General features: G+C 68.3%; 22 protein-coding genes. 7 read left to right on the top strand and 15 right to left on the bottom strand.

What is annotated here, in order from left to right; genetic code table 11:
- Window positions 1-17: 17 nt before the first annotated feature.
- On the bottom strand, window positions 18-872 hold the full coding sequence (locus ACT6S0_RS10275; protein ID WP_444763810.1) for a phytanoyl-CoA dioxygenase family protein: 855 nt from the start codon (window positions 870-872) through the stop codon (window positions 18-20).
- A gap of 83 nt (window positions 873-955) precedes the next feature.
- Between ACT6S0_RS10275 and ACT6S0_RS10270 the strand changes: the two genes are divergently transcribed.
- Window positions 956-1,486 (top strand): SRPBCC family protein, encoded by a 531-nt coding sequence (locus ACT6S0_RS10270; protein ID WP_444763809.1) that lies wholly within the window; start codon window positions 956-958, stop codon window positions 1,484-1,486.
- A gap of 3 nt (window positions 1,487-1,489) precedes the next feature.
- Here ACT6S0_RS10270 and ACT6S0_RS10265 read toward each other — a convergent pair whose 3' ends face one another.
- Window positions 1,490-2,158 carry a hypothetical protein gene (locus tag ACT6S0_RS10265; RefSeq protein WP_444763808.1) on the bottom strand — a complete coding sequence of 223 codons (669 nt, stop codon included), beginning with the start codon at window positions 2,156-2,158 and terminating at the stop codon, window positions 1,490-1,492.
- 102 nt (window positions 2,159-2,260) lie between these two features.
- On the bottom strand, window positions 2,261-2,974 hold the full coding sequence (locus tag ACT6S0_RS10260) for a hypothetical protein (protein WP_444763807.1): 714 nt from the start codon (window positions 2,972-2,974) through the stop codon (window positions 2,261-2,263).
- 209 nt (window positions 2,975-3,183) lie between these two features.
- On the opposite strand from ACT6S0_RS10260, the gene ACT6S0_RS10255 reads away from it, so the two are divergent.
- Both ACT6S0_RS10255 and ACT6S0_RS10250 read left to right on the top strand, forming a co-directional pair.
- Window positions 3,184-3,702 (top strand): hypothetical protein, encoded by a 519-nt coding sequence (locus ACT6S0_RS10255; protein ID WP_444763806.1) that lies wholly within the window; start codon window positions 3,184-3,186, stop codon window positions 3,700-3,702.
- Window positions 3,699-4,433, top strand: a complete 735-nt coding sequence (locus ACT6S0_RS10250) for a DUF4386 domain-containing protein (RefSeq protein ID WP_444763805.1) — start codon at window positions 3,699-3,701, stop codon at window positions 4,431-4,433. Before ACT6S0_RS10255 ends, ACT6S0_RS10250 begins: the two co-directional genes overlap by 4 nt.
- Window positions 4,434-4,530: 97 nt before the next feature.
- Here ACT6S0_RS10250 and ACT6S0_RS10245 read toward each other — a convergent pair whose 3' ends face one another.
- The 3 genes from ACT6S0_RS10245 to ACT6S0_RS10235 form a co-directional block, all read right to left on the bottom strand.
- Complete coding sequence (locus ACT6S0_RS10245) at window positions 4,531-6,786, bottom strand: penicillin-binding protein 1A (protein ID WP_444763804.1); 2,256 nt, start codon at window positions 6,784-6,786, stop codon at window positions 4,531-4,533.
- A 355-nt stretch (window positions 6,787-7,141) separates the two neighbouring features.
- Complete coding sequence (locus ACT6S0_RS10240; protein WP_444763803.1) at window positions 7,142-7,270, bottom strand: hypothetical protein; 129 nt, start codon at window positions 7,268-7,270, stop codon at window positions 7,142-7,144.
- The gene (locus ACT6S0_RS10235) at window positions 7,267-8,112 is read right to left on the bottom strand and encodes a transposase (RefSeq protein WP_444763802.1); all 846 of its coding nucleotides are present in this window, start codon (window positions 8,110-8,112) and stop codon (window positions 7,267-7,269) included. Before ACT6S0_RS10235 ends, ACT6S0_RS10240 begins: the two co-directional genes overlap by 4 nt.
- 44 nt (window positions 8,113-8,156) lie before the next feature.
- Between ACT6S0_RS10235 and ACT6S0_RS10230 the strand changes: the two genes are divergently transcribed.
- Genes ACT6S0_RS10230 through ACT6S0_RS10220 form a run of 3 tightly spaced genes read left to right on the top strand, consistent with a single transcriptional unit; the run spans window position 8,157 to window position 9,403 of the window.
- Window positions 8,157-8,396 (top strand): hypothetical protein, encoded by a 240-nt coding sequence (locus tag ACT6S0_RS10230; RefSeq protein WP_444763801.1) that lies wholly within the window; start codon window positions 8,157-8,159, stop codon window positions 8,394-8,396.
- 13 nt (window positions 8,397-8,409) lie between these two features.
- Window positions 8,410-9,033, top strand: a complete 624-nt coding sequence (locus ACT6S0_RS10225; protein ID WP_444763800.1) for a UPF0149 family protein — start codon at window positions 8,410-8,412, stop codon at window positions 9,031-9,033.
- Window positions 9,034-9,085: 52 nt separating this feature from the next.
- The gene (locus ACT6S0_RS10220) at window positions 9,086-9,403 is read left to right on the top strand and encodes a hypothetical protein (RefSeq protein ID WP_444763799.1); all 318 of its coding nucleotides are present in this window, start codon (window positions 9,086-9,088) and stop codon (window positions 9,401-9,403) included.
- A gap of 163 nt (window positions 9,404-9,566) precedes the next feature.
- Here ACT6S0_RS10220 and ACT6S0_RS10215 read toward each other — a convergent pair whose 3' ends face one another.
- Complete coding sequence (locus ACT6S0_RS10215; protein WP_444763798.1) at window positions 9,567-11,351, bottom strand: ABCB family ABC transporter ATP-binding protein/permease; 1,785 nt, start codon at window positions 11,349-11,351, stop codon at window positions 9,567-9,569.
- A gap of 73 nt (window positions 11,352-11,424) precedes the next feature.
- On the opposite strand from ACT6S0_RS10215, the gene ACT6S0_RS10210 reads away from it, so the two are divergent.
- Window positions 11,425-11,829: an acyl-CoA thioesterase gene (locus ACT6S0_RS10210; protein ID WP_444763797.1), complete on the top strand. Its 405-nt coding sequence runs from the start codon at window positions 11,425-11,427 to the stop codon at window positions 11,827-11,829.
- Window positions 11,830-11,878: 49 nt separating this feature from the next.
- Here the strand turns inward: ACT6S0_RS10210 and ACT6S0_RS10205 are convergent, their stop codons facing one another.
- From ACT6S0_RS10205 to ACT6S0_RS10170, 8 genes are all read right to left on the bottom strand, one after another.
- Complete coding sequence (locus tag ACT6S0_RS10205) at window positions 11,879-12,484, bottom strand: SGNH/GDSL hydrolase family protein (RefSeq protein ID WP_444763796.1); 606 nt, start codon at window positions 12,482-12,484, stop codon at window positions 11,879-11,881.
- Window positions 12,485-12,579: 95 nt separating this feature from the next.
- Window positions 12,580-13,344 (bottom strand): enoyl-CoA hydratase, encoded by a 765-nt coding sequence (locus ACT6S0_RS10200; protein ID WP_444763795.1) that lies wholly within the window; start codon window positions 13,342-13,344, stop codon window positions 12,580-12,582.
- Between the two features lie 75 nt (window positions 13,345-13,419).
- Window positions 13,420-13,965 carry a DUF1569 domain-containing protein gene (locus ACT6S0_RS10195; RefSeq protein WP_444763794.1) on the bottom strand — a complete coding sequence of 182 codons (546 nt, stop codon included), beginning with the start codon at window positions 13,963-13,965 and terminating at the stop codon, window positions 13,420-13,422.
- Between the two features lie 132 nt (window positions 13,966-14,097).
- Window positions 14,098-15,312 (bottom strand): acetyl-CoA C-acyltransferase, encoded by a 1,215-nt coding sequence (locus ACT6S0_RS10190; RefSeq protein ID WP_444763793.1) that lies wholly within the window; start codon window positions 15,310-15,312, stop codon window positions 14,098-14,100.
- A 10-nt stretch (window positions 15,313-15,322) separates the two neighbouring features.
- On the bottom strand, window positions 15,323-15,814 hold the full coding sequence (locus ACT6S0_RS10185; RefSeq protein ID WP_444763792.1) for a DUF4442 domain-containing protein: 492 nt from the start codon (window positions 15,812-15,814) through the stop codon (window positions 15,323-15,325).
- A 10-nt stretch (window positions 15,815-15,824) separates the two neighbouring features.
- Entirely contained in the window at window positions 15,825-18,221 is a 2,397-nt protein-coding gene (locus ACT6S0_RS10180; RefSeq protein ID WP_444763791.1) for a 3-hydroxyacyl-CoA dehydrogenase/enoyl-CoA hydratase family protein, read from the bottom strand.
- Between the two features lie 34 nt (window positions 18,222-18,255).
- Window positions 18,256-18,687, bottom strand: a complete 432-nt coding sequence (locus ACT6S0_RS10175) for a DUF2147 domain-containing protein (protein ID WP_444763790.1) — start codon at window positions 18,685-18,687, stop codon at window positions 18,256-18,258.
- Window positions 18,688-18,712: 25 nt separating this feature from the next.
- Window positions 18,713-20,503, bottom strand: coding sequence for an acyl-CoA dehydrogenase C-terminal domain-containing protein (locus ACT6S0_RS10170; protein WP_444763789.1), 1,791 nt, complete (start codon window positions 20,501-20,503; stop codon window positions 18,713-18,715).
- Window positions 20,504-20,534: the final 31 nt, after the last annotated feature.

The raw sequence follows: 20,534 nt of genomic DNA, 5'->3' as shown, positions 1-20,534 counted from the left end.
TGCTGTGAGCGCGCCGGCTAAAACCCGCCTGCCGGCAACGTCTTGTCACGCTGCAGCCAGTTGCGCGCCGAGTAGCGGCTGGCCGCGTCGGTCACGTGCAGCGTGTAGGCATGGCGCGATTTGCTGGAGCGGTTGGCGGCCGAATAATGCGGCAGCAGCCCGTGGAAGACGACGAGCGAACCGGCCTCGACCTCGAGCGGGACGGCTTCGACCGAGTCGGCCGCCGGCCAGGGTGTCGGGTCGATCTGTTCCATCCACGCCTTGCGGCCTTCGCGCACAAAGCGCTCGCGCAGCACGCCGCGCCGGCCCTTGTGGCCACCGGGTTCGGTCCAGAGGCAGCCGTTCTGCAGCGTCGCATCCTCCAGCGCGAACCAGAAGGTCGTCACGGTGATGGGGTCGCTCTCGAAAAAGCTCGCATCCTGGTGCCAGCGCACCTCGCCGCCGATGCCGGGCTGCTTGAAGATGAACATGCTCTGCCAGACCTGCGGCCGCGTCAGCCCGAGTTGCGCCGCCACCCCACGCAGCGCATCGCCCTTGGAAAAGGCGCTGAAAACCGGGTCGAGGTCGTGCATCGCGTGGCCGATCTTGTTGATGGCCAGCGCCTTGTCGACGCGCAGGCGGCCCTCGGCATCGAAGGCTTCCTCCTCGAAGAAGCAGCGCACCTGGTCGCCGCTGTCGATGAAGTAGTCGTCGACGTGGCGCTGCTGCTCCTCGGTCGTGAACACCGGGCGCTGCTCGCCGGGGTCGAAAGCGTCGACGATCTCGAGAGCACGCTGCCGCAGCGCGGCAATGTCGGCGGCCGACTTGAAGCCGGGGATGACGAGAAAGCCCTGGTCGGCGTAGGTGGAGGCGAGGTCGGCGGCCATCTTCATGAACTGGTAGGAAGGACTTGTGCGGATTGTGTGGCCAGGTGGCCGCGCCCACAGTCCCACCACCTCATAGCCGGAGCGTCCAGATGAAAGTCCTCAAGGTCGTGTTGATCGCCCTCGTTGCGCTGGGCCTGCTGGTGGGCGTCGGCGGCCTGCTGATCTCGCCGCAGTTCACCGTCTCACGCACGCTGACGGTCAACGCCGCGCCCGAGAAGATCTATGCCCTGATCGCCGACCCGCGCGCCTGGCAGCAATGGAGCGCCTGGAATCAGCGCGACCCGGCCATGGCCATCGAGTACAGCGGCCCGGCCTCGGGCAGCGGCGCCGTCTGGGCCTGGAAGAGCAAGAGCCAGGGCGATGGCCGCATGACCTTCATCAAGGCCGAGCCGCCCAAGCGCCTGGGCTATGAACTCTTCTTCCCCGACTTCGGCACGACCTCGACGGGCGATTTCCGCCTCGAATCCAACGGCGGCGCCACCCAGGTCACCTGGACGATGAACGGCGATATGGGCGGCAACCCGGTCTACCGCTGGATGGGCCTGTTCATGGACAGGATGGTGGGGCCGGATTTCGATGCCGGCCTGGCGAACTTGAAGAACCTGGCTGAAAAGCGCTGAGCCTCAGCTCGGCTCCCAGACCAGCGCCAGCGCAAGCGCGGCCTCGCTGATGGCTTGGCCCAGCGGTGTGGCCGGGTCGGGCCGGCGCAGGCGCGGCACGCCGCGGCTGAGGTCGACGCTGCCAACCACCTGGCCGCCTTGCAGCATCTCGTAGCCGACCGGGCCCGCCGTCGCGAATGCGCTGCCTTCGAGGCGGTGCACCGAGCGCAGGCCCACGCTCAAGCCGCCACGCCGGTAGCTGCCTTCGCGCGTCTGCTGGCCCCATTGCACGCGGCCCTCGCCGATCTCCAGCACCGCATCGGAGGCGCCGCGCCAGCGGCAGTTCAGCGTCCAGGGTTTGGTGGCAACGGCGAGCACACCGGCCGTCACCTCAGTCTGGCGTGCCGTGCAGTCGGCCTCGCTGTCGCCGGCCGCGGTCGACCAGGTGAAGCGCAGTGGCGCGCGCCCCGTGGCCAGGGTGTCGAACAACGAGAGCCGATCGGCGCCGCGGTCATAGCGCACGCGCTGCCCGGCCAGCTCGAACTCGCCGCGCCGCCCCCAGCCCGGCTTGCCAAATGACTCTTCGGCCACAGCAGCCAGCGACGCCGGCTGCGCCATGCGGGCCTCCCGCACCACGCCGCAGCCGCTCAGCACCGCCGAAAGCACGGCCGCCAGCGTCCATGGATATCGCATACACCGCCTCACTGATCGAGTGGCAAAACGGCAGTCTAGGAGGCCTGCCCGCGCATGCCAGTCCTCACCCGTGACTGGCGGCATGGCCCCCGGGTGGCCAGATCAACGGGACGCGGGCTCCCAGACCAGGGCCAGAGCCAGCGCCGCCTCCGTCACGGCGCGGCCGAGCGGCGTGGCCGGGTCAGGGCGGCGCAGGCGCGGCACACTGCCGCTCAGGTCCAGGCTGCCGACCACCGTGCCCTGGTGCAGCATCTCGTAGCCGACCGCCGCAGTCCGCGGCTGGGCATTGCCTTCGTACAAATGCGCCGAGCGCAGGCCCAGGGTCAGCTCGCCGCGGCGGTAGGCGCCCTCGCGGCTGAGCTTGCCGCGGCGCATCTGGCCCTCGCCGATCTGCAGCATGGCCGCCGGCGCGCTGCCCCACTTGCAGCTCAGCACCCAGGGCCTGCTGTCGGCCAGACGGCCATTGGCACTTTGTTCGGGCGTCCAGCCCTCGCAGACGCTGGCACTGTCGCCCGCCGGCCCGGCCCAGCTGAAGCGCAACGGCGTCTTCACGCTGGCGGCCAGGGGCTCGAACAGCGCCAGCCTGTCGGCCCCACGCTCGTAGCGCACGCGCTGACCGCTGAGCGTGAAATCGCCCCTGGTACCCCAGGCCGGCTTGCCAAAGGTTTCCTCGGCCACGCCCGCCACCGACGGCGCTTGCACCATGCGCTGATCCGGCCGCTCGCCCACCTGCCGGCCGTCTCGAACCGACGCACAGCCGGCCAGCAGCACGATCAGCAGGGCCGGGACAGAGACGGTGGAAAAGCGTTGGCGCATGGGCGGGGTCCGGTGTCGTGACGATAGGCGAACTCTAGGGCCGCGCCCGCGATTCAGCTGTTACCCAGCGTTGCGTGGCGTTAACCACCCGCACCGACTGTCGGCCGGCACGGCAGTTGGTCGCTCCATTCACGCTGCCGGTCGCGACGGCATCGCGGCCCCGTGTCGCGGCTGTCACGCTGCAACACTGTCCAGGACACACTCTGCCCATGCCCCACGTCTCGACATCACGCCGCCTGATACTCGCCGCCCTCGCCCTGCTGGCTGAAGGCCTCCACCTGGGCTGGGAGGCCTGGCACGGCGGCATCGACAGCCATCATCTGCTGCAAAGCGCCGCGATGCCCGCGATCTCGAATGCCTGGGGCCTGCTCGTCTTGCCGGCGCTGGCCGCCTGGGCGGCTGGCCGCTTGCCTCGGCCAGGCGATACGGCGCGCAGCTGGCGGCCCATCGCCCTCGGCTTTGCGCTGCCGCTGCTGCTCGGGGCGGCGCTGTCACTGGCCTTCGGTCTCAAGCTGCAGGCGCTCACCGAAACCATCTTCTTCGCGCTGCTGCTTGTCGCGCTGCTGCTACCGGCCCACCGGCCCGAGAGCCTGCTCGGCTTCGTGCTCGGCATGAGCTGGACCTTCGGCGCCGTGCTGCCCACTCTCATTGGCGCCGTCATCGCCGCCCTGTCCTGGGCCCTGCGCGGTGCCGCGCGCTGGGCCTGGCGAGCGGTGAGGCCGGCATGAGCGTGGTCAGTTCGCGCGAGCTGCGCCTGGCCGGCCTGTGCTACCTGGCCATCATTGCCCTGGGCCTGTGGGCGGAGGTCCATGTGCGCGGCAGCCTCGTCGTGGCCGGCGACGCCGCGGCGACGGCTGAACGCATCGCCGCCAACCCGCAGCTGTGGCGTCTCGGCCTCGTTGCCGACTTGGCCATGCAGGTGCTGGATGTACCCGTCATCGTCGTGATGTGGCGGCTGCTGCGCCCGGTCAACGAGACGCTGGCGCTGACCGCCACCATCCTCAACGTGGTGCAGACGTCCGTCCTCGTCGCCAACCGCGTTCAGCTGCTGACAACGCTCGACCTGCTGACCAGCCCGGCCATCGCCGCCGCCTTCCTGCCCGGCCAGCGCGAGGCGCTCGCCATGCTGGCCGTCCAACTGCACGGACAAGGTTTCGGCATCGGCCTGGTCTTCTTCGGCTTCGCCTGCGTCATCCGGGGCTGGCTCGTCGCCCGCAGCGGCGTGCTGCCGCGCGCCCTCGGCTGGCTATTGCTGGTCGCCGGCCTGGCCTACTTGCTCAACAGTTTGGCGCTGCTGCTGGCACCGGGTCTTGCCAGGCTGCTGTTCCCCGCCGTCATGCTGCCGGTCCTTGTCGGCGAGCTGGCGTTTGCGCTGTGGATGACCACGGGCAAACACCGGCTTGCGGGCGCTGCAGCCGGCCCCATGTCCGGCTCGTCCCGACTCCCATCACGACCATGAGCGACACCGCGGTCTCCACCCTCTCGGCCACGCCGCACCCGCATCCGGACAACCACCTCAATAGACCGTAGCCGGGTTGATGCGGCCGCCCTGAGCGCTACTGGTTGATCGGCGGTTCGGACGGCGCGACTTCCACGGCCGCGTCCTCGGGTTGCAGCGCCGGCAGGCCGATGCGCGCAATCGCCATGTCGCCGGCGAACTCGCTGTAGAACCAGTCGCCGTCCTGCTGCACCAGGCCCTCGCGGGGCGGCTCGAGCTGAGTGATGGGCTGGCCCTTGAGCGCCACGGCCATCGTCGCGGCCCAGACCGGCAGGGCCAGGCCGCCGCCGCTTTCGCGCTCGCCGAGCGACTTGGGCTGCGGATAGCCGATCCACACCGCGCCGGCGCGCGTCGCCTGGAAGCCGCAGAACCAGGCGTCGATGGCGTCGTTGGTGGTGCCGGTCTTGCCGTGCAGGTCCCAGCGGCCAAGCAGGGAACTCGCCCGCGCACCGGTGCCCTCGCGCGTGACGGCGGCCAGCAACTGCGCGGTCATGAAGGCATTGCGCGGGCTGACGGCCTTGCGCAGCGGCGGCTGCTCGGCCTTGAAGATGACGTCACCCTGGGCGTCCTGCACGCGCTGGATCAGCCAGCCGCTGGGCAGCTGGCCCTCGTTGGCAAACGCGGCATAGGCCTGGGCCATCTGCAGCGGCGTGACGGCCCCGGTGCCCAGCGCCATCGTCAGGTTCAGCGGCTGCTTGTCCTCGTCGAAGCCGAAGTGCGCGGCCCAGGCACGGGCACGCTGCGGGCCCAGCGCCTGCGCGACGCGGATCGTCACCATGTTCTTGGAGCGCGCCAGGCCCTGGCGCAGCGTCAGCGCCTCCTCGTACTGGCCGTCGTAGTTGCGCGGCGCCCAGTCGTTGATGAAGACCTGCTGGTCGCTGACCAGCGTGCCGGCCCAGGCGCCCTGCTCGATCATTGCCGAGTAGATGAAGGGCTTGAAGGCCGAGCCCGGCTGGCGCCAGGCCTGGGTGGCGGAGTTGAACTGGTTGCGCGTGAAGTCGAAACCGCCGACCAGGGCGCGGATGGCGCCGGTCGCCGGGTCCAGCGTGACGACGGCACCCTCGGCCTGCGGCGTCTGGCTGAGCTGCCACTGGCCGCCCTTGCCTTCGAGCACACGCAGCACGGCGCCGGGCTTGAGGTTCTGCAGTGGGCGCAGGGAGGCGCCCTTGATGGCGATGCGCTCGCCATCGGCCAGCACCAGCGCGGCCGCGCTCTTGTCCTGCGACAGCAGCACGGCGGTACGCAGCTCGCCGAGGTCGGGGTGGGCGTCAAAGGCGGTGTCCAGCGCGTCGTCAAGCTCGCCTGCGTCCTTGGGCAGGGCGATGGTCGCCTCCGGCCCGCGGAAGGGCTGGCGGCGCTCCAGTTCGAACAGCGCATTGCGCAGCGCCTCCTGCGCCGCGGCCTGCTCGGCATAGAGCAGCGTCGTCGTCACCGTGAGGCCGCGCGTGTAGGCGGCCTCGCCGAAACGGGTCAGCATCTCCTGGCGCACCATCTCTGCGGCGTGGTCAGCCACGCCGGCCGCGCGCTTGGGGCGTTGGATGTTGAGCGGCTGTTCGCGCGCGGCCTTGGCCTGCGCGGGTGTGACCTGGCCGACGGCGGCCAGCCGCTCCAGCACGACGGCTTGGCGGCGCCGGGCGCGCTCGGGGTAGACGGCCGGGTTGAGGCGGTTGGGGTCCTTGGGCAGGCCGATCAGCAGAGCCATCTGCGCCGTGTTGAGCTGGCCCAGTTCCTTGCCGAAATAGCGCTCGGCCGCCGCCGCAAAGCCATAGGCGCGGTTGCCGAGGTAGATCTGGTTCATGTAGATCTCAAGGATCTGCGCCTTGCTCAGCGCGCCTTCGATCTTGATCGCCAGCAGAGCCTCGACGACCTTGCGCGACCAGCGCTGCTGCTTGGTCAGGAAGGTGTCGCGCGCCAGTTGCTGGGTGATGGTGGAGGCGCCATGCAGCGGGCCACGGTGGGTCAGGTTGCGCCACATCGCGCGGGCGATGCCGCTGTAGTCGATGCCCGAGTGTTCGTAGAAGTCGCTGTCCTCCACGGCCAGCAGCGCGTCCTGCATGGGCTTGGGAATGTCCTTGAGCGCGACGAAGCGGCGCCGCTCGGCGCCGAACTCGCCGATGAGCTGGCCGTCGGCGCTCATGACGCGCAGCGGCTGGTGGGGCTGATAGTCGGTCAGTACGTCCAGCGCCGGCAGCTGCTGCCACAGAAAGACCGCGACGATGACGCCGATGAGAAAAAGGCCCAGCGGCAGGCCGACGAGGGCCAGCAACCAGGGACGGGCCAGCAGGTGCTGGACGAGGGCGTATTGACGCAGCACGGGCGGCGGTGCCTAGGGCTTCGTGGCCGGCGGCGGCGGGCTCATGGCAGCGGCCAAGGCGGGGCAGTTCCGCGGCAGGGCAGGCAGGGTCATGTCGTCTCCATTCGACTGGGGCCAGCAGCTTAAGCGCTCCGGCAGGCCGCGCCGCCCGCCTGTCGCAAGTCAGGGTGCTGTGGCGCCTTCGGGCAAGCGCCTGTTCCTCGCGTGAACCCTGGGCATCGTCCGGTGACGTCTGCGCCGTCGTCGTAACGATCGCTAACCTTGACCAGCCTTTATCACGGCCGGTACTCAGGCCATTTGAGCCTGAACAGTTCGGCCGCGTTGCCCCAGGCGATGCGTTGGGCGACCTCGCGCGTCAATTGAGCCAGCCAGCCTCGGTCGCGAACAGCCCCTGCACACGCGAAGAGGGCCCCGCATAGCTCGGCTGGGCACCGGCAGCCAATGGCAGGCCCGCCCGCACCAGCGTGCGGCGGCCCAGCGTCAAACCGCTCTTTCAGCCGATGCGATCAGGCGGCTGACGCGCGACACCGACAGGCCGAGCTGGCCGGCCAGGTCGGTCATGGCGAGGCCGCCCTGGGTGTGGGCCAGCCACAGCGCCTGCTCGCGGATGCCGCCGGCGCGCCTCAACCATTCGCCGAATGCGGGCCGCGCCGCGCGGCGGGGCGTGCCAGCAGCGGCCCGCATGCGTGCGGCGAACTCGGCGTCGCCCAGGAAGATCTGCTCACGCAGGCGCCCGGGCCAAAGCTGCAGCCCAGGTTCGGACGCGACCAGGCGCGCATAGCGCTCGCCGGCGAGTCGGTGCTGGGCGGGCGTGGTCGCCGGGCGGCCGAGCAGATGGCCGTGCAGGCCATCGACGTCCAGCCAATCGGGCGCGGCCTCCATGCCTGCCAGGGCCCGGAAGCTGGAGCCCGGCCAGTCGGCCGCACCGCGCGCCAGACGCAGGCGCACCGGGTTGAGGTCGACGTAGCGGCAGGCATCCAGCAGATGGCGCTCGCGGTCGACCAGCACGGCGTGGAAGCGTCCCTGGAACAGCGGCCCGGTGAAGCCATGACGGCGCTGCTGGTGCTGGGTGTAGACGCCGTTCACATGGCGCATCAGCTGCGACAGGTTGGCGCGCCGCGTGAACAGCAGCAAGTCGTAATGCTCGGGCATCAGCGCATACGCCAGGGCCTGGGCATCGAAGCGGTGCAGGGCCTGGGCCAGCAGTGCGAGCATCTCGGCGCGGTCCGCATCGTCGGCAAACGCCTGCTGCCCGCTCTCGAACGGGCAATGGGCGCCGATCAGGTAGACCGCGCCGGCAATCTCGAGTCGAGCAGGCCGCGCCATGGGGCGACCTTATGCCGGCCGGCGGGGAATGGCAAGATGAGGGGATGAAGACGCATCAGATCGAGATTCAAAAATTCAAGGCCGCGTCCGCCAACCAGCATGGCCAGCTCATGTTCAAGGTGGACGCCACGGTGGCCCCCAAGACGCCCATCGAGGGCATCGAACCCAGCACCCTCGTTCTCATGACCGAGGCCAACGCCCGCGTGCTGATGGCTTTGTTGAAGGCACAGCTCACCGAGCTCGACAGCAAGAAACCCAAGAGCCGCCACGGCCGGCACGGCTGAACGGACCACGCGCATGAACTACCCCCACTACAACCCTGCCTCCGACAACCGCCCGCTGTCCGATGAGGAGCTCAACGACCTCGATGAATTGCTCGGCGCCCTGCCGACCGAGGCCGCGATGAACATCGAAGCGCTGGACGGCTACCTGGCCGGACTGCTGCTGACCCCGGGGCTGGATCTCGCCGACTTGCCCGGCGAGGCCTGGCTGCCCTTGATCTGGGGCGGTGATGGCGAGCCCGAGCCGGCGCCGTTCGCCAGTGGCAAGCAGCGCAAGAAGGTCGTCATGCTGGTGTTGCGGCAGCTGCAGTCCATCGCCACGGCCTGGACCCAGCATCCGCAGGGCTGGGAGCCCATCTTCAGCTTTGCCGACGGCGCGGATGAGGACACCGAGTACGCCGACGCCGAGGATTGGGCGGCCGGCTTCCTCCTGGCCGTGGACCTGGCGCCCGAGGCCTGGGGGCCGCTGTTCGACGCCGACGACACGGCCGAGCTGCTGGCGCCGATCGCCGCACTTGCCGCCGAGGACGGCGGCCTGGCGGAGGCCAGCGCCGCCGAGCGGGACGCAGCGAGCCGGAAGATTCCTGACGCCATGCTGGCGTTGTGGGCCATTCGCCAGAACGTCGGCCAGAAAGCCTGACACCCCTTCAACACAGGTGGCCCCGGACAGCGGTTTAGGTCAAACTCAAGCCATGTTCAGCACCGTGCTCGCCGCCCTCGGCCTTGCCACCTGCCTCGCACTGGCGTTGCACATGGCCCTGCCCTACCGCGCACGGGCCCGGGTGGATGCCGCCGTGGCGCGGCTGGGTGGCTGGTTCCGGGCCCAGATCGACCGCGCCACCGGCTGGCGTCGCCGCCAGCGCCAGACGCGTGCGGCGGCCCTTGAGGCCGAGCGCGTCATCCGCAAGGCGCGGCAATCGGCCCAGCAGGGCGAGGGGCGAGCCGACGGCGAGTGGGACGGCAACGTCTACCGGCCCAAGAGCTTCGACAAGCCCAAGAAGCCACATTGATCAGCGTGGGGCGCCGCGATTCCTGCGGGCCAAGCGCCGGGCCGCACCCCAGCCGGCCCGCTCGGGCGATGTGCGAGCGGCTCAATGCCGCGTGCATCGCCGTCCCCTCGGGGGACCGATCAGGCTTGCCCGCGTTCAGCGCGGCAAGACTGGGCGAGGGATCTCAATCCACCGACTGCTGCAGCTTCCACATTTCGGCATAGCGCCCGCCGCGCGCCAGCAGGGCCTCATGCCGACCGCGCTCGATGATGCGGCCCTGCTCCAGCACCAGGATCTCGTGCGCGTCGACGACCGTCGACAAGCGGTGGGCGATGACAAGCACGGTCTTGTTCTGGCCGACCGCCTCCAGCTCCGCCTGGATGGCGCGTTCGTTGGTCGAGTCCAGCGCCGACGTCGCCTCATCAAAGATGAGGATGGGCGGGTTCTTCAGCAGCGTGCGCGCGATGGCCACGCGCTGCTTCTCGCCACCGGACAGCTTCAGCCCACGCTCGCCCACCATGGTGTCGTAGCCCAGCGGGGTGGCGCTGATGAATCCGTGAATGTGCGCCGCGCGCGCGGCCCCTTCCACCTCGTCAAGGCTCGCGCCGGGGCGGCCGTAGGCGATGTTGTAGGCCACCGTGTCGTTGAAGAGCACGGTGTCCTGCGGCACGATGCCGATGGCACGGCGCAGGCTGGACTGCGTCACGGTGCGGATGTCCTGGCCGTCGATGCGGATCTGGCCGCCATCGATGTCGTAGAAGCGGTAGAGCAGCCGCGCCAGCGTGCTCTTGCCCGAGCCGCTGGGGCCGACCACGGCGACCTTCTTGCCGGCCGGAATCTCGAAGCTGACGCCGTGCAGGATGGGCCGCACGGGGTCGTAGGCGAAGCGCACATCGTCGAAGACGACGCTGCCGCCGCGCGCGGCCAGCTCGGTCGCAGCGGCCGCATCGGCGACCTCGCGGTCGCGGTCGAGCAGACCGAACAGCTTTTCGATGTCGGTGGTCGCCTGCTTGATCTCGCGGTAGATCACACCGAGGAAGTTCAGCGGGATGTAGAGCTGGATCATGAAGGCGTTGACCATGACCAGGTCGCCCAGGCTCATGCGCCCGTCCACGACGCCTTGCGTGGCTCGCCACAGCATCAGCACCAGGGCCGTGGCGATGATGAGTTGCTGGCCGACGTTGAGCATGGACAAGGTCGTCTGGCTCTTGAGCTGCGCGCGGCGCAGCTTCTCCAGGCTCTCGTCGTAGCGCACCGCCTCAAAGCCCTCGTTGTTGAAGTACTTGACGGTCTCGTAGTTCAGCAGCGAATCGATGGCCTTGCTGTGGGCCACCGAATCCAGCTCGTTGAGCACCTTGCGGAACTTGGTGCGCCACTCGGTGACGACGACGGTGAAGCCGATGTAGACCACCAACGCGGCGATGGTGATGCCAGCGAACCAGACGTCGAACTTGACGCCCAGCAGCGTCAGCACCAGCACCACCTCGATCAGCGTCGGCACGATGCTGTAGAGCGAATAGCTGATCAGCGAATGCACGGCCCGCGTGCCGCGCTCGATGTCGCGCGTCATGCCGCCGGTCTGGCGTTCAAGGTGGAAGCGCAGGCTCAGCTCGTGCAGATGCCGGAACACCTGCAGCGAGATGCTTCGCGCCGTGCCCTCGGTGGCCTTGGCGAAGATCAGCTCGCGCAGTTCGGTGAACAGCGAGGTCGTCAGCCGCAGCGCGCCATAGGCCAGCAACAGGCCCAGCGGCACGACCAGCAGGGTCTCGGGCTGGCCCGGCTTGAGATCGAGCTTGTCGACCAGGTTCTTCAGCAGCAGCGGCACGCCGACGTTGCTGAACTTGGCACCGACCATGAAGGCCAGCGCGAGCCCGACCCGCCAGCGGTAGAGCCAGAGGTAGGGCAGCAGCCGCCTGACCGTGCCCCAGTCGCCGCGAGGCGTGGGGGCGGCGGCGGCGGCGGGTGGCACGGATGATGCTGAAGTGAGGGATCGCAAGCGCAGGACCGAGAATGAAGGACGACGATTGTCACAAGTGACCGCAATGACCCTGGATTCAATCCCCGTTCAATATCAGGCCGGCACGCGCGAACTGGTGTTGCGCGTCATGCCGATGCCGGCCGACGCCAACGCCAACGGCGACGTCTTCGGCGGCTGGATCATGGCGCAGGTGGACATTGCCGGCTCCATCATGCCGGCGCGCCTGTCGCGTGGCCGCGTCGCCACCGTGGCCGTCAACGAGTTCATCTTCAAGCAGCCGGTCTCCATCGGCGACCTGCTGAGCTTCTATGCGACGGTCACGCGGGTTGGCCGCACGTCGATCACGGTGCATGTCGAGGTGATGGCGGAGCGCGACCCCGAGAACCCGCACGTCGTCAAGGTGACCGAGGCGAATCTCACCTTCGTGGCCATCGACCGCGAAGGCAAGCCGCGCACCGTGAAGCCCTGACCCGGGCGATGGCGCACCGATTGGCCCACCGCCGGTCCAAGACAGCGGATCAGCGCAGCCCTGCTTCTATCTGGTCGGCCAGCGTCTCAGCCCAAAGCGCATAGCCGCGCGGGCCGGGGTGAAAGCCGTCCTCGGCCATCAGCGCGGCGGCGTTGCGCTGCATGGCCTCGGGCAGCAGCACGACGCGCCGGTGCGCACGGCCGGTCATCGCCTTCGCCAGCGCTGCATTGAAGCGGGCCGCCTGCCGGCCGAAGAACCAGCGCAGCGGCTGCGGCAGCAGCGGAAAGGTCTGCATGGGCGGTGCGCCGCAATGCACGGCCAGGCGCACACCGGCGCGCGACGTGGCCAAGGCGTGGATGCAGTCAAGTGCGGCGATCGCCCGCTGCGGCGCGACCTGGTCGACGACATCGTTGACGCCCAGTGCCGTGATCAGCACGTCGGCGGGTACGAGGTCGGCGGCCTGCAACGCGGCCAGCGCCTGTTCGCTGCGGTAGCCGCTGCGGGCAAGCAGTTGCCAACCCACCGGCTGGCCCAGGCGTGTGGCCAGCAAGCGCGCGAGCTGGCCGGCCAGGGCTTCGTCCTGATGCGATGCGCCCACGCCGGCAGCGGACGAATCGCCGACGATGAGCAGGCGCAGCGCCGTGCCGTCCACCACCCGTGGCCCGGCCGCTTCAGGCAGGCGCAGCGCAGTCGCCCGAACGCGCCGGCCCTGCAGGACAAGCAGGGGCCCAAGCGCGATCTTGGAGACGGTCAGGAAAATTTGGAGAAGTCCGGTGCGCGCTTCTGGAAGAAGGCCTGGAAGGCCTCCATCGCCTCGGGGCTGCGCAGGCGCGCGCCGAAGATCTCGGCTTCCCGCGCGATGGCTTCCTTGACGGCCGCGCGCAGCGGGTCGCGGATCAGCTTCTTGCTCTCGCGCACGGCGCCGGGCGCCAGCGTGTTGAAGCGCTCGGCGATGCGGCGGGCGTGGTTGACCACCTCGCTGCCCGGCAGCACGCGGTTGGCGATGCCACATTCCACCGCCTGCTCACCGGTGAAGGGGTCGCCGAGCAGCAGCTTCTCGGCCGCACGGCGGTTGCCCATCAACTGCGGCACGATATGGCTGGAGGCAAATTCCGGCACCAGGCCCAGGCCGACAAAGGGCATGGCCAGGCGCGCGTCATCCGCGACGAAGACGAGGTCGCAGTGCAGCAGCATCGTCGTGCCGATGCCGATGGCGGCACCCGTGACCGCCGCGACGACGGGCTTGCCGCTGTCCACCAGGGCGTGCATGAACTGGAAGACCGGTGCGTCCTCGCCGCGCGGCGGCGCGCTCATGAAGTCTTCAAGGTCGTTGCCGGATGTGAAGATGCCGGGCTGACCGGTGATCAGCACGGCGCGCACGGCGGGGTCCGCATCGGCAGCGCGCAGCGCCTCGGCCATGGCCTGGTACATGGCCTGGGTGATGGCGTTCTTCTTCTCGGGGCGAGCGATCTCGAGGGTCGCGATGCCGTTGACGGTATAGCTCTTGATGGTCATGTGAATTCCTTGCGGCAGATGGTGCTGGCGCTATTGGACGGCATCGGCACCAGGCGCAGCGTCAAGCGGGCGACGTCAGGCCACAGCCGTCTTGGCGTGGAACTGCGTCCAGTGATTGGCCAGGTGCATCAGATGGGCTCGCTCGTACTGCGGCTTGGTCAGCTCACCGTAGGCGAAATGAGGGCGCAGTGTGCCGTTGAACTGGGCGAAGGCGTCCATCGCGTCGAGCAGGCGCTGCACCGAGGTCTTCAAGGTCTGCGAGGCGTCCAGCGGCGGCGCGCCGGGAATGGGTTCGGCCAGGTCGTGGCTCATCGTGCCGCGCGCATTGAAGACCGCAAAGGCCGCTGAGCCGATGGTGGAACGGAACCAGGCCCCGTTGAGCACCGGATAGCCCTGCATCGAGTACTCGATGCTCTGGGCCAGATGCTGCAGCACCTGGCTCAGGTTCCAGGCATTGCCCTGCACGACCTTCGGAACAAACAGCAGATCCAGCACGGCCTGCTGGCCCTGCTTCCAGGTCGTGAACGTTTTCAGCCTGCCGGTGCAGCCGGTCAGCAGGGTCGAAGCGACCGGCGCTGCGAGCAACATCGTCGTCGATCTGAGCAACTTGCGTCTATTCATGCTTGGCACTGCCTGTCGTGAGCAGGCCCTTGTTGTCGGGTGGTGCCTTCCCCAGTGGCCCTCACGGAACCGGCCTTGCCGGGCGTCGAGGGCGCCCCCTTGAGGGGGCCGGCGAAGCCGGTAGGGGGTGGGTCACATCCTCTCGAAAATGCCGGCGGCACCCTGGCCGGCACCGACGCACATCGTCACCATGCCGTACTTGCCGCCGGTGCGGCGCAGGCCGTGGATGACCGAGGCCGCGCGGATGGCGCCGGTGGCGCCCAGCGGGTGGCCCAGCGCGATCGCGCCGCCGTTGGGGTTGACCTTGGCGCGGTCCAGCTCGATGCCTTTGCTGTCGAGGTCGTTCAGCACGGCCAGCGACTGCGCGGCGAAGGCTTCGTTCAGCTCGATCCAGTCCAGGTCGGCGGCCGTGATGCCGGCGGCCTTCAGCGCGACCGGGATGGCGGCGATGGGGCCGATGCCCATGATCTCGGGCGGCACGCCGCGCACGGCGAAGGACACGAAGCGGGCCAGCGGCGTCAGGTTGTAGCGCTTGAGCGCCGCCTCGCTGACGATCAGCAGGCCGCCCGAGCCATCGCTGGTCTGCGAGCTGTTGCCGGCCGTGACGCTGCCCTTGGCGGCGAACACGGGCTTGAGCTTGGCCAGGCCTTCCAGGCTGGTGTCGGGCCGCGCGCCTTCGTCGAGCTTGACGGTGCGGGTCTTCACGTTGACAGAACCGTCGGCCAGATTGGGCGTGCGCTCGACGACATCGAAAGGCGTCATCTCGGCATCGAAGTGGCCGGCGGCCATGGCGGCCACGGCACGGCGGTGCGATTCCACCGAGAACGCGTCCTGCGCTTCGCGGCTGATCTTCCACTGCGCAGCGACCTTCTCCGCCGTCAGCCCCATGCCGTAGGCGATGCCGATGTTCTCGTCCTTCTCGAAGATCAGCGGGCTCAGCGAGGGCTTGTTGCCACCCATCGGGATCATCGACATCGACTCGACGCCGCCGGCAAACATCACGTCGGCCTCGCCGACGCGGATGCGGTCAGCGGCCATCTGCACGGCGGTGATGCCCGAGGCGCAGTAGCGGTTGATCGTCACGCCCCCGATGGTGGGGCCCAGCCCCGCCAGCACCGAGGCCACGCGGGCGATGTTCATGCCCTGCTCGCCCTCAGGGAAGGAGCAGCCGACGATGGCGTCTTCAATGGCCGCCGGGTCCAGGCCGGGGGCTTGCGCCAGCACGGCCTGCATGACCTTGACGAGCATCTCGTCGGGGCGGGTGTTCTTGAAGTAGCCGCGGCCGCTCTTGCCGATGGGCAGGCGGGTGGCGGCAACGATGTAGGCGTCTTGGACTTGCTTGCTCATGATTTTTCCTTTAAGCCTGGGGCTTCTCTTTGGGCACCCAGGCCCAGACAAATTCACACTCGATCGGCTCGATGCCGGCTTCGTCGGTCACGGTCACGGCAACCCGCACTTCACCCTTGGTGTCGCTGGCCATGCTGGCGCGCTGGGCGTCCGTCAGATGCGCCTTGGCGACCAGGCCGCCCGTCGCACGCTTGCGGAAATTCACCTGCAGCGACTTGCACAGCGGCAGGCAGTCATCACGCACATTCATGCCCACCACCATGCCGGTGGCGGTCTCGGCCAGCAGCGACATCGCGGCCGCATGCACGCCCTGGATGTGGTTCTGCACCGGGCGGCGATTGGCCACGCGGATCTCGCTGCACTCAGCGGTGAGCGCAACGAAGTCCAGCCCCGCCGTGCCGGTGAAGGGCACGGCGCGGCGCAGCGCGAAGTTGCGCGCAGGCCCACGCAGCGCGGACGGCAGGCCGTCCAGCTTGGCGAGGGTGCGTTGAAGCCGGTTCACGACATCAATCTCAGTTGCGCACGGGCTTGCCGGTTTGGAGCATGCCCATGATCCGCTCCTGGGTCTTGGGGTGGTCGAGCAACGAGCAGAAGTGCTTGCGCTCGAGCGCCATCAGGTACTCCTCGGTGACGAGGGAACCCGCCTCGACCTCGCCACCGCAGACCACGTCGGCAATCGCCGCAGCCAGGTGGAAGTCGTGCTCGCTGACGAAGCCGCCGTCGCGCATATTGGCCACCTGGCCCTTGATGGTGGCGATGCCGCTGCGGCCGGCCACAGGGAACAGCGCCTTGTGCGGCGGGCGATAGCCGGCCTCGGCCAAGCCCAGCGCGGTGGCCGTGGCCACGTGCAGCAGCTCGTCCTTGTGCGGCACGATGATGTCGGACTCCAGCAGGAAGCCGTTCTTCCTGGCTTCGTGCGCCGAGGTCGCAACCTTGGCGGTTGCAGCAGTCAGGAAGCCGTCTTTCAGGAAGCTCAGGATGTCGGCGCCGGCATTGCCAGCGGCTGCCATCTCGGCAGCGCGGCGGGCGATGTAGGTCAGGCCACCACCGCCGGGGATGAGCCCGACGCCGACTTCGACCAGGCCGACATAACTTTCCACATGAGCGACACGCCGCGCGCAATGCACCGCCAGCTCGGCGCCGCCGCCGAGTGCAAGGCCGCGCATCGCCGCAACGACCGGCACGGACGCATAGCGCAAGCGCAGCATCATGTCCTGCAGCTTCTTCTCTTCCGGCGCGATGCCCTTACTGCCCATCTTCATGAAGACCGGCATCAGGCTTTCGAGGTTGGCGCCGGCCGAGAACACGTCGTCCGGCGACCAGATCACCAGGCCCTTGTAGTCGGCCTCGGCAATCTCGACCGCCTTCAGCAGCCCTTCGGTGACGGCCGGGCTGATCAGATGCAGCTTGGCGGTGATGGAGGCGATGACGACGTTGCCGTCCTGCGTCCAGACGCGCACCTCCTCGTTCTTGAACAGCTCGGTGCCCGACTTCAGCGGGTCAGCGGCGCCGGTGCCAAGCAGCGATTCACGGAAGGCCTGGCGCTCGTAGACCGGCAGCTCGCTGCGCGGCTTGAACCGGCCCTCGGCGGCGCTCCACGAGCCTGCCGGCGTGTGCACGCCACCGGCCTCGGCGACCGGGCCTTCCATCACCCAGGCCGGCAGCGGCGCACTGGACAGCGTCTTGCCGTCGGCGATGTCGGCGGAGATCCACTCGGCGACCTGCTTCCAGCCGGCTGCCTGCCACAGCTCGAACGGGCCTTGCGTCGTGCCGAAGCCCCAGCGCATCGCGAAGTCAATTTCTCGAGCGGTGTCGGCCACGGTGTTCAGGTGCACGGCGGCGTAGTGGAAGCTGTCGCGCAGGATGGCCCACAGGAACTGGGCCTGCGGGTTGGTCGATTCACGCAGCAGCTTCAGGCGGTCGGCCGGGGCTTTCTTGAGCATGCGGGCGACGATCTCGTCGGCCTTCTTGCCGCCGGCGACGTACTCACCGGTGGCGAAGTCCAGGCGCTGGATGTCCTTGCCGACCTTCTTGTAGAAACCGGCGCCGGTCTTCTGGCCCAGGGCGCCCTTTTCGATCAGGCCGGCCAGCACCTTGGGTGTGGCATAGGTGCTGTAGAACGGGTCGTCCTTGAGGTTGTCCTGCATGGTCTTGACGACGTGGGCCATGGTGTCCAGGCCGACGACGTCCGCCGTGCGGAAGGTGCCCGACGAGGCGCGGCCCAGCTTCTTGCCGGTCAGGTCGTCGACCACATCCACGCTCAGGCCGAACTTCTCGGCCTCGATCATCGTGGCCATCATGCCGGCGATACCGACGCGGTTGGCGACGAAGTTGGGCGTGTCATGGGCGCGCACGACGCTCTTGCCCAGCGACGTGGTGACGAAGGCTTCGAGCTGGTCGAGGATGTCGGCTTGAGTGGTCGGCGTGTTGATCAGCTCGACCAGCGCCATGTAGCGCGGTGGGTTGAAGAAGTGGATGCCGCAGAAGCGCGGCTTGATTGCTTCGGGCAGCACTTCGGAGAGCTTGGTGATGCTCAGGCCCGAGGTGTTGGACGCGACGATGGCGTGCGGGGCCACGAAGGGCGCGATCTTGGTGTACAGGTCGAGCTTCCAGTCCATGCGCTCGGCGATGGCCTCGATGACGAGGTCGCAGCCGCGCAGGACTTCCAGGTGCTCTTCGTAGTTGGCCTGCTGGATCAGCGCCGCCTCGCTTGCGTCGCCCAGCGGCGCGGGCTTGAGCTTCTTCAGGCCGTCGACGGCCTTGGTCACGATGCCGTTCTTCGGGCCTTCCTTGGCGGGCAGGTCGAACAGCACGACCGGCACCTTGCAGTTGACGAGGTGGGCGGCGATCTGCGCGCCCATCACGCCGGCGCCGAGCACGGCGACCTTGCGGACTTGGAATCGACTCATGGGGATGTACTCCTGGTAATTCTTGAAAGATCCGTCACTCGACGCGAATCCACGTCTGGGTGCGTCCGAACAGAGGGGCGCCGACATAGCCGCGCACCTCCAGTTTCTTGCCACTGTCCACCGGCTTCAAGCGGGTGCGGTAGGTCTTGCCGTTATTCGGGTCCAGGATTTCGCCGCCACCCCACAGGCCCTCACCATCGGCCTTCACGCCGCGGATGATCTGCAGGCCCACGACCGGCTTGTCCTTGCGGTCGTCGCTGCATTTGTCGCACTTGGAGTCGCCGGGATCCTTGGGGTCGAGCAGCTTGTCGATGCTGCCGACCAGGGTGCCCCCCTGTTCACTGATGCGGACCAGCGACTTCGCGGTTTTGCCGTCGTCGTCGATGGTCTTCCACAGGCCCACGGGTGTGGCCTGCGCGAACGCAAGCGAGGGCAACAGCAGGGCAGCAGCGAACAGGGATTTCATCGGGCGTTCTCGTTGTTGAAGCGGTTTAGAACAGGGCCTCTTCCATTTCCATCAGCGGTGCCAGGCCGGCGCGCGCGGTGCGGATCAGGCTGGCCGTCTCGGGCAGGAGCTTGGCGAAGTAGAAGCGCGCCGTGGCCAGCTTGGCGGTGTAGAAGGGGTCGCCGCTGTCCTTCTTGGCCAGCGCGATCTTGGCGGCCTGGGCGAAGAAGTAGGCAAAGGTCATGTGGCCCACGACGCGCAGGTAGTCCACTGCGGCGGCACCCACTTCGTCGGGGTTGCCAAAGGCCTTCATGCCGAGTTCCTGCGTGAGCTTGTTGACCTTGTCGCCCAGGTCGGCCAGCGGGTTGACGAATTCCTGCATGGCTTCGTTGGTGCCCTCTTCCTCGATGAAGGCGGCGATCTTCTTGCCGAACTTCTTCAGCGTGGCGCCGTTGTTGCCCAGCACCTTGCGGCCCAGCAGGTCCAGCGACTGGATGGTGTTGGTGCCCTCGTAGATCATGTTGATGCGCGCGTCGCGCACGTACTGCTCCATGCCCCACTCGTGGATGAAGCCGTGGCCGCCAAACACCTGCAGGCAGTGCGACGTGGCCAGCCAGCCGTTGTCGGTGATGAAGGCCTTGATGATGGGCGTCAGCAGCGCGACTTCGGCGTCGCATTCCTTGCGCTCGTCCTCGTCGTCGCTCTTGAGCGCCTTGTCCAGCTGCAGCACCGTGTAGGCCTGCAGCATGCGGCCGCCCTCGGCAAAGGCGCGAGCGGTCAGCAGCATCTTGCGCACATCGGGGTGCACGATGATGGGGTCGGCCGGCTTGTCCGGCGCCTTCGGGCCACTCAGCGCGCGCATCTGCAGGCGGTCCTTCGCGTAGGCGACGGCGTTCTGGTAGGCCACTTCGGTCAGGCCGAGGGACTGGTTGCCCACGCCCAGGCGGGCGGCGTTCATCATCACGAACATCGCGGCCAGACCCTTGTTCGGCTGGCCCACCAGCGTGCCGTTGGCGTTCTCCAGCACGATCTGCGCGGTGGCGTTGCCGTGGATGCCCATCTTGTGCTCCAGGCCGGCGCAGAAGATGCCGTTGCGCGAGCCCAGTGAGCCGTCGGCGTTGACGTTGAACTTGGGCACGACGAAGAGCGAGATGCCCTTGGACCCAGCCGGCGCGTCGGGCAGGCGGGCCAGCACCAGGTGGATGATGTTGTCGGCCATGTCGTGCTCGCCAGCCGAGATGAAGATCTTGGCGCCAGTGAGCTTGTAGGTGCCGTCGGGTTGCGGCTCGGCCTTGGTGCGCAGCATGCCGAGATCGGTGCCGCAGTGCGGCTCGGTCAGGCACATGGTGCCGGTCCACTCGCCGCTGGTCAGCTTGGGCAGGTAGGTGGCCTGCTGCTCTGGCGTACCGTGGGCGTGCAGGGCCTCATAGGCGCCGTGGCTGAGGCCGGGGTACATCGTCCAGGCCTGGTTGGCCGAGTTCAGCATCTCGTAGAAAAACTGGTTCACCAGGTGCGGCAGGCCCTGCCCACCGAATTCCGGGTCGCAGGAAAGTGACGGCCAGCCGCCTTCGACGTACTGCTTGTAGGCATCCTTGAAGCCCTTGGGCGGCGTCACCTCATGGGTCGTCTTGTCCAGCGTGCAGCCCTCGGCGTCGCCGCTGAGGTTGATGGGGGCGATGACTTCGGCAGCGAACTTGCCACCTTCCTCGAGCACCGCGTTGATCGTGTCGGCGTCGATGTCTGCGTGGCCGGGCAGCATCTTCAGCTCGTCGACGACGTTCAGCAGCTCGTGCATGACGAACTGCATGTCACGCATGGGCGGGGTGTACTGGGGCATCGGGTACTCCTGGAACGATGGTGGGGTGGTG

Origin of the sequence: Roseateles sp., from assembly GCF_052436255.1 — a bacterium.
Lineage (GTDB): Bacteria > Pseudomonadota > Gammaproteobacteria > Burkholderiales > Burkholderiaceae_C > Pelomonas.
Note: the sequence above shows the minus strand (reverse complement) of the source record. Positions and strands in the feature narration are given on the sequence as shown.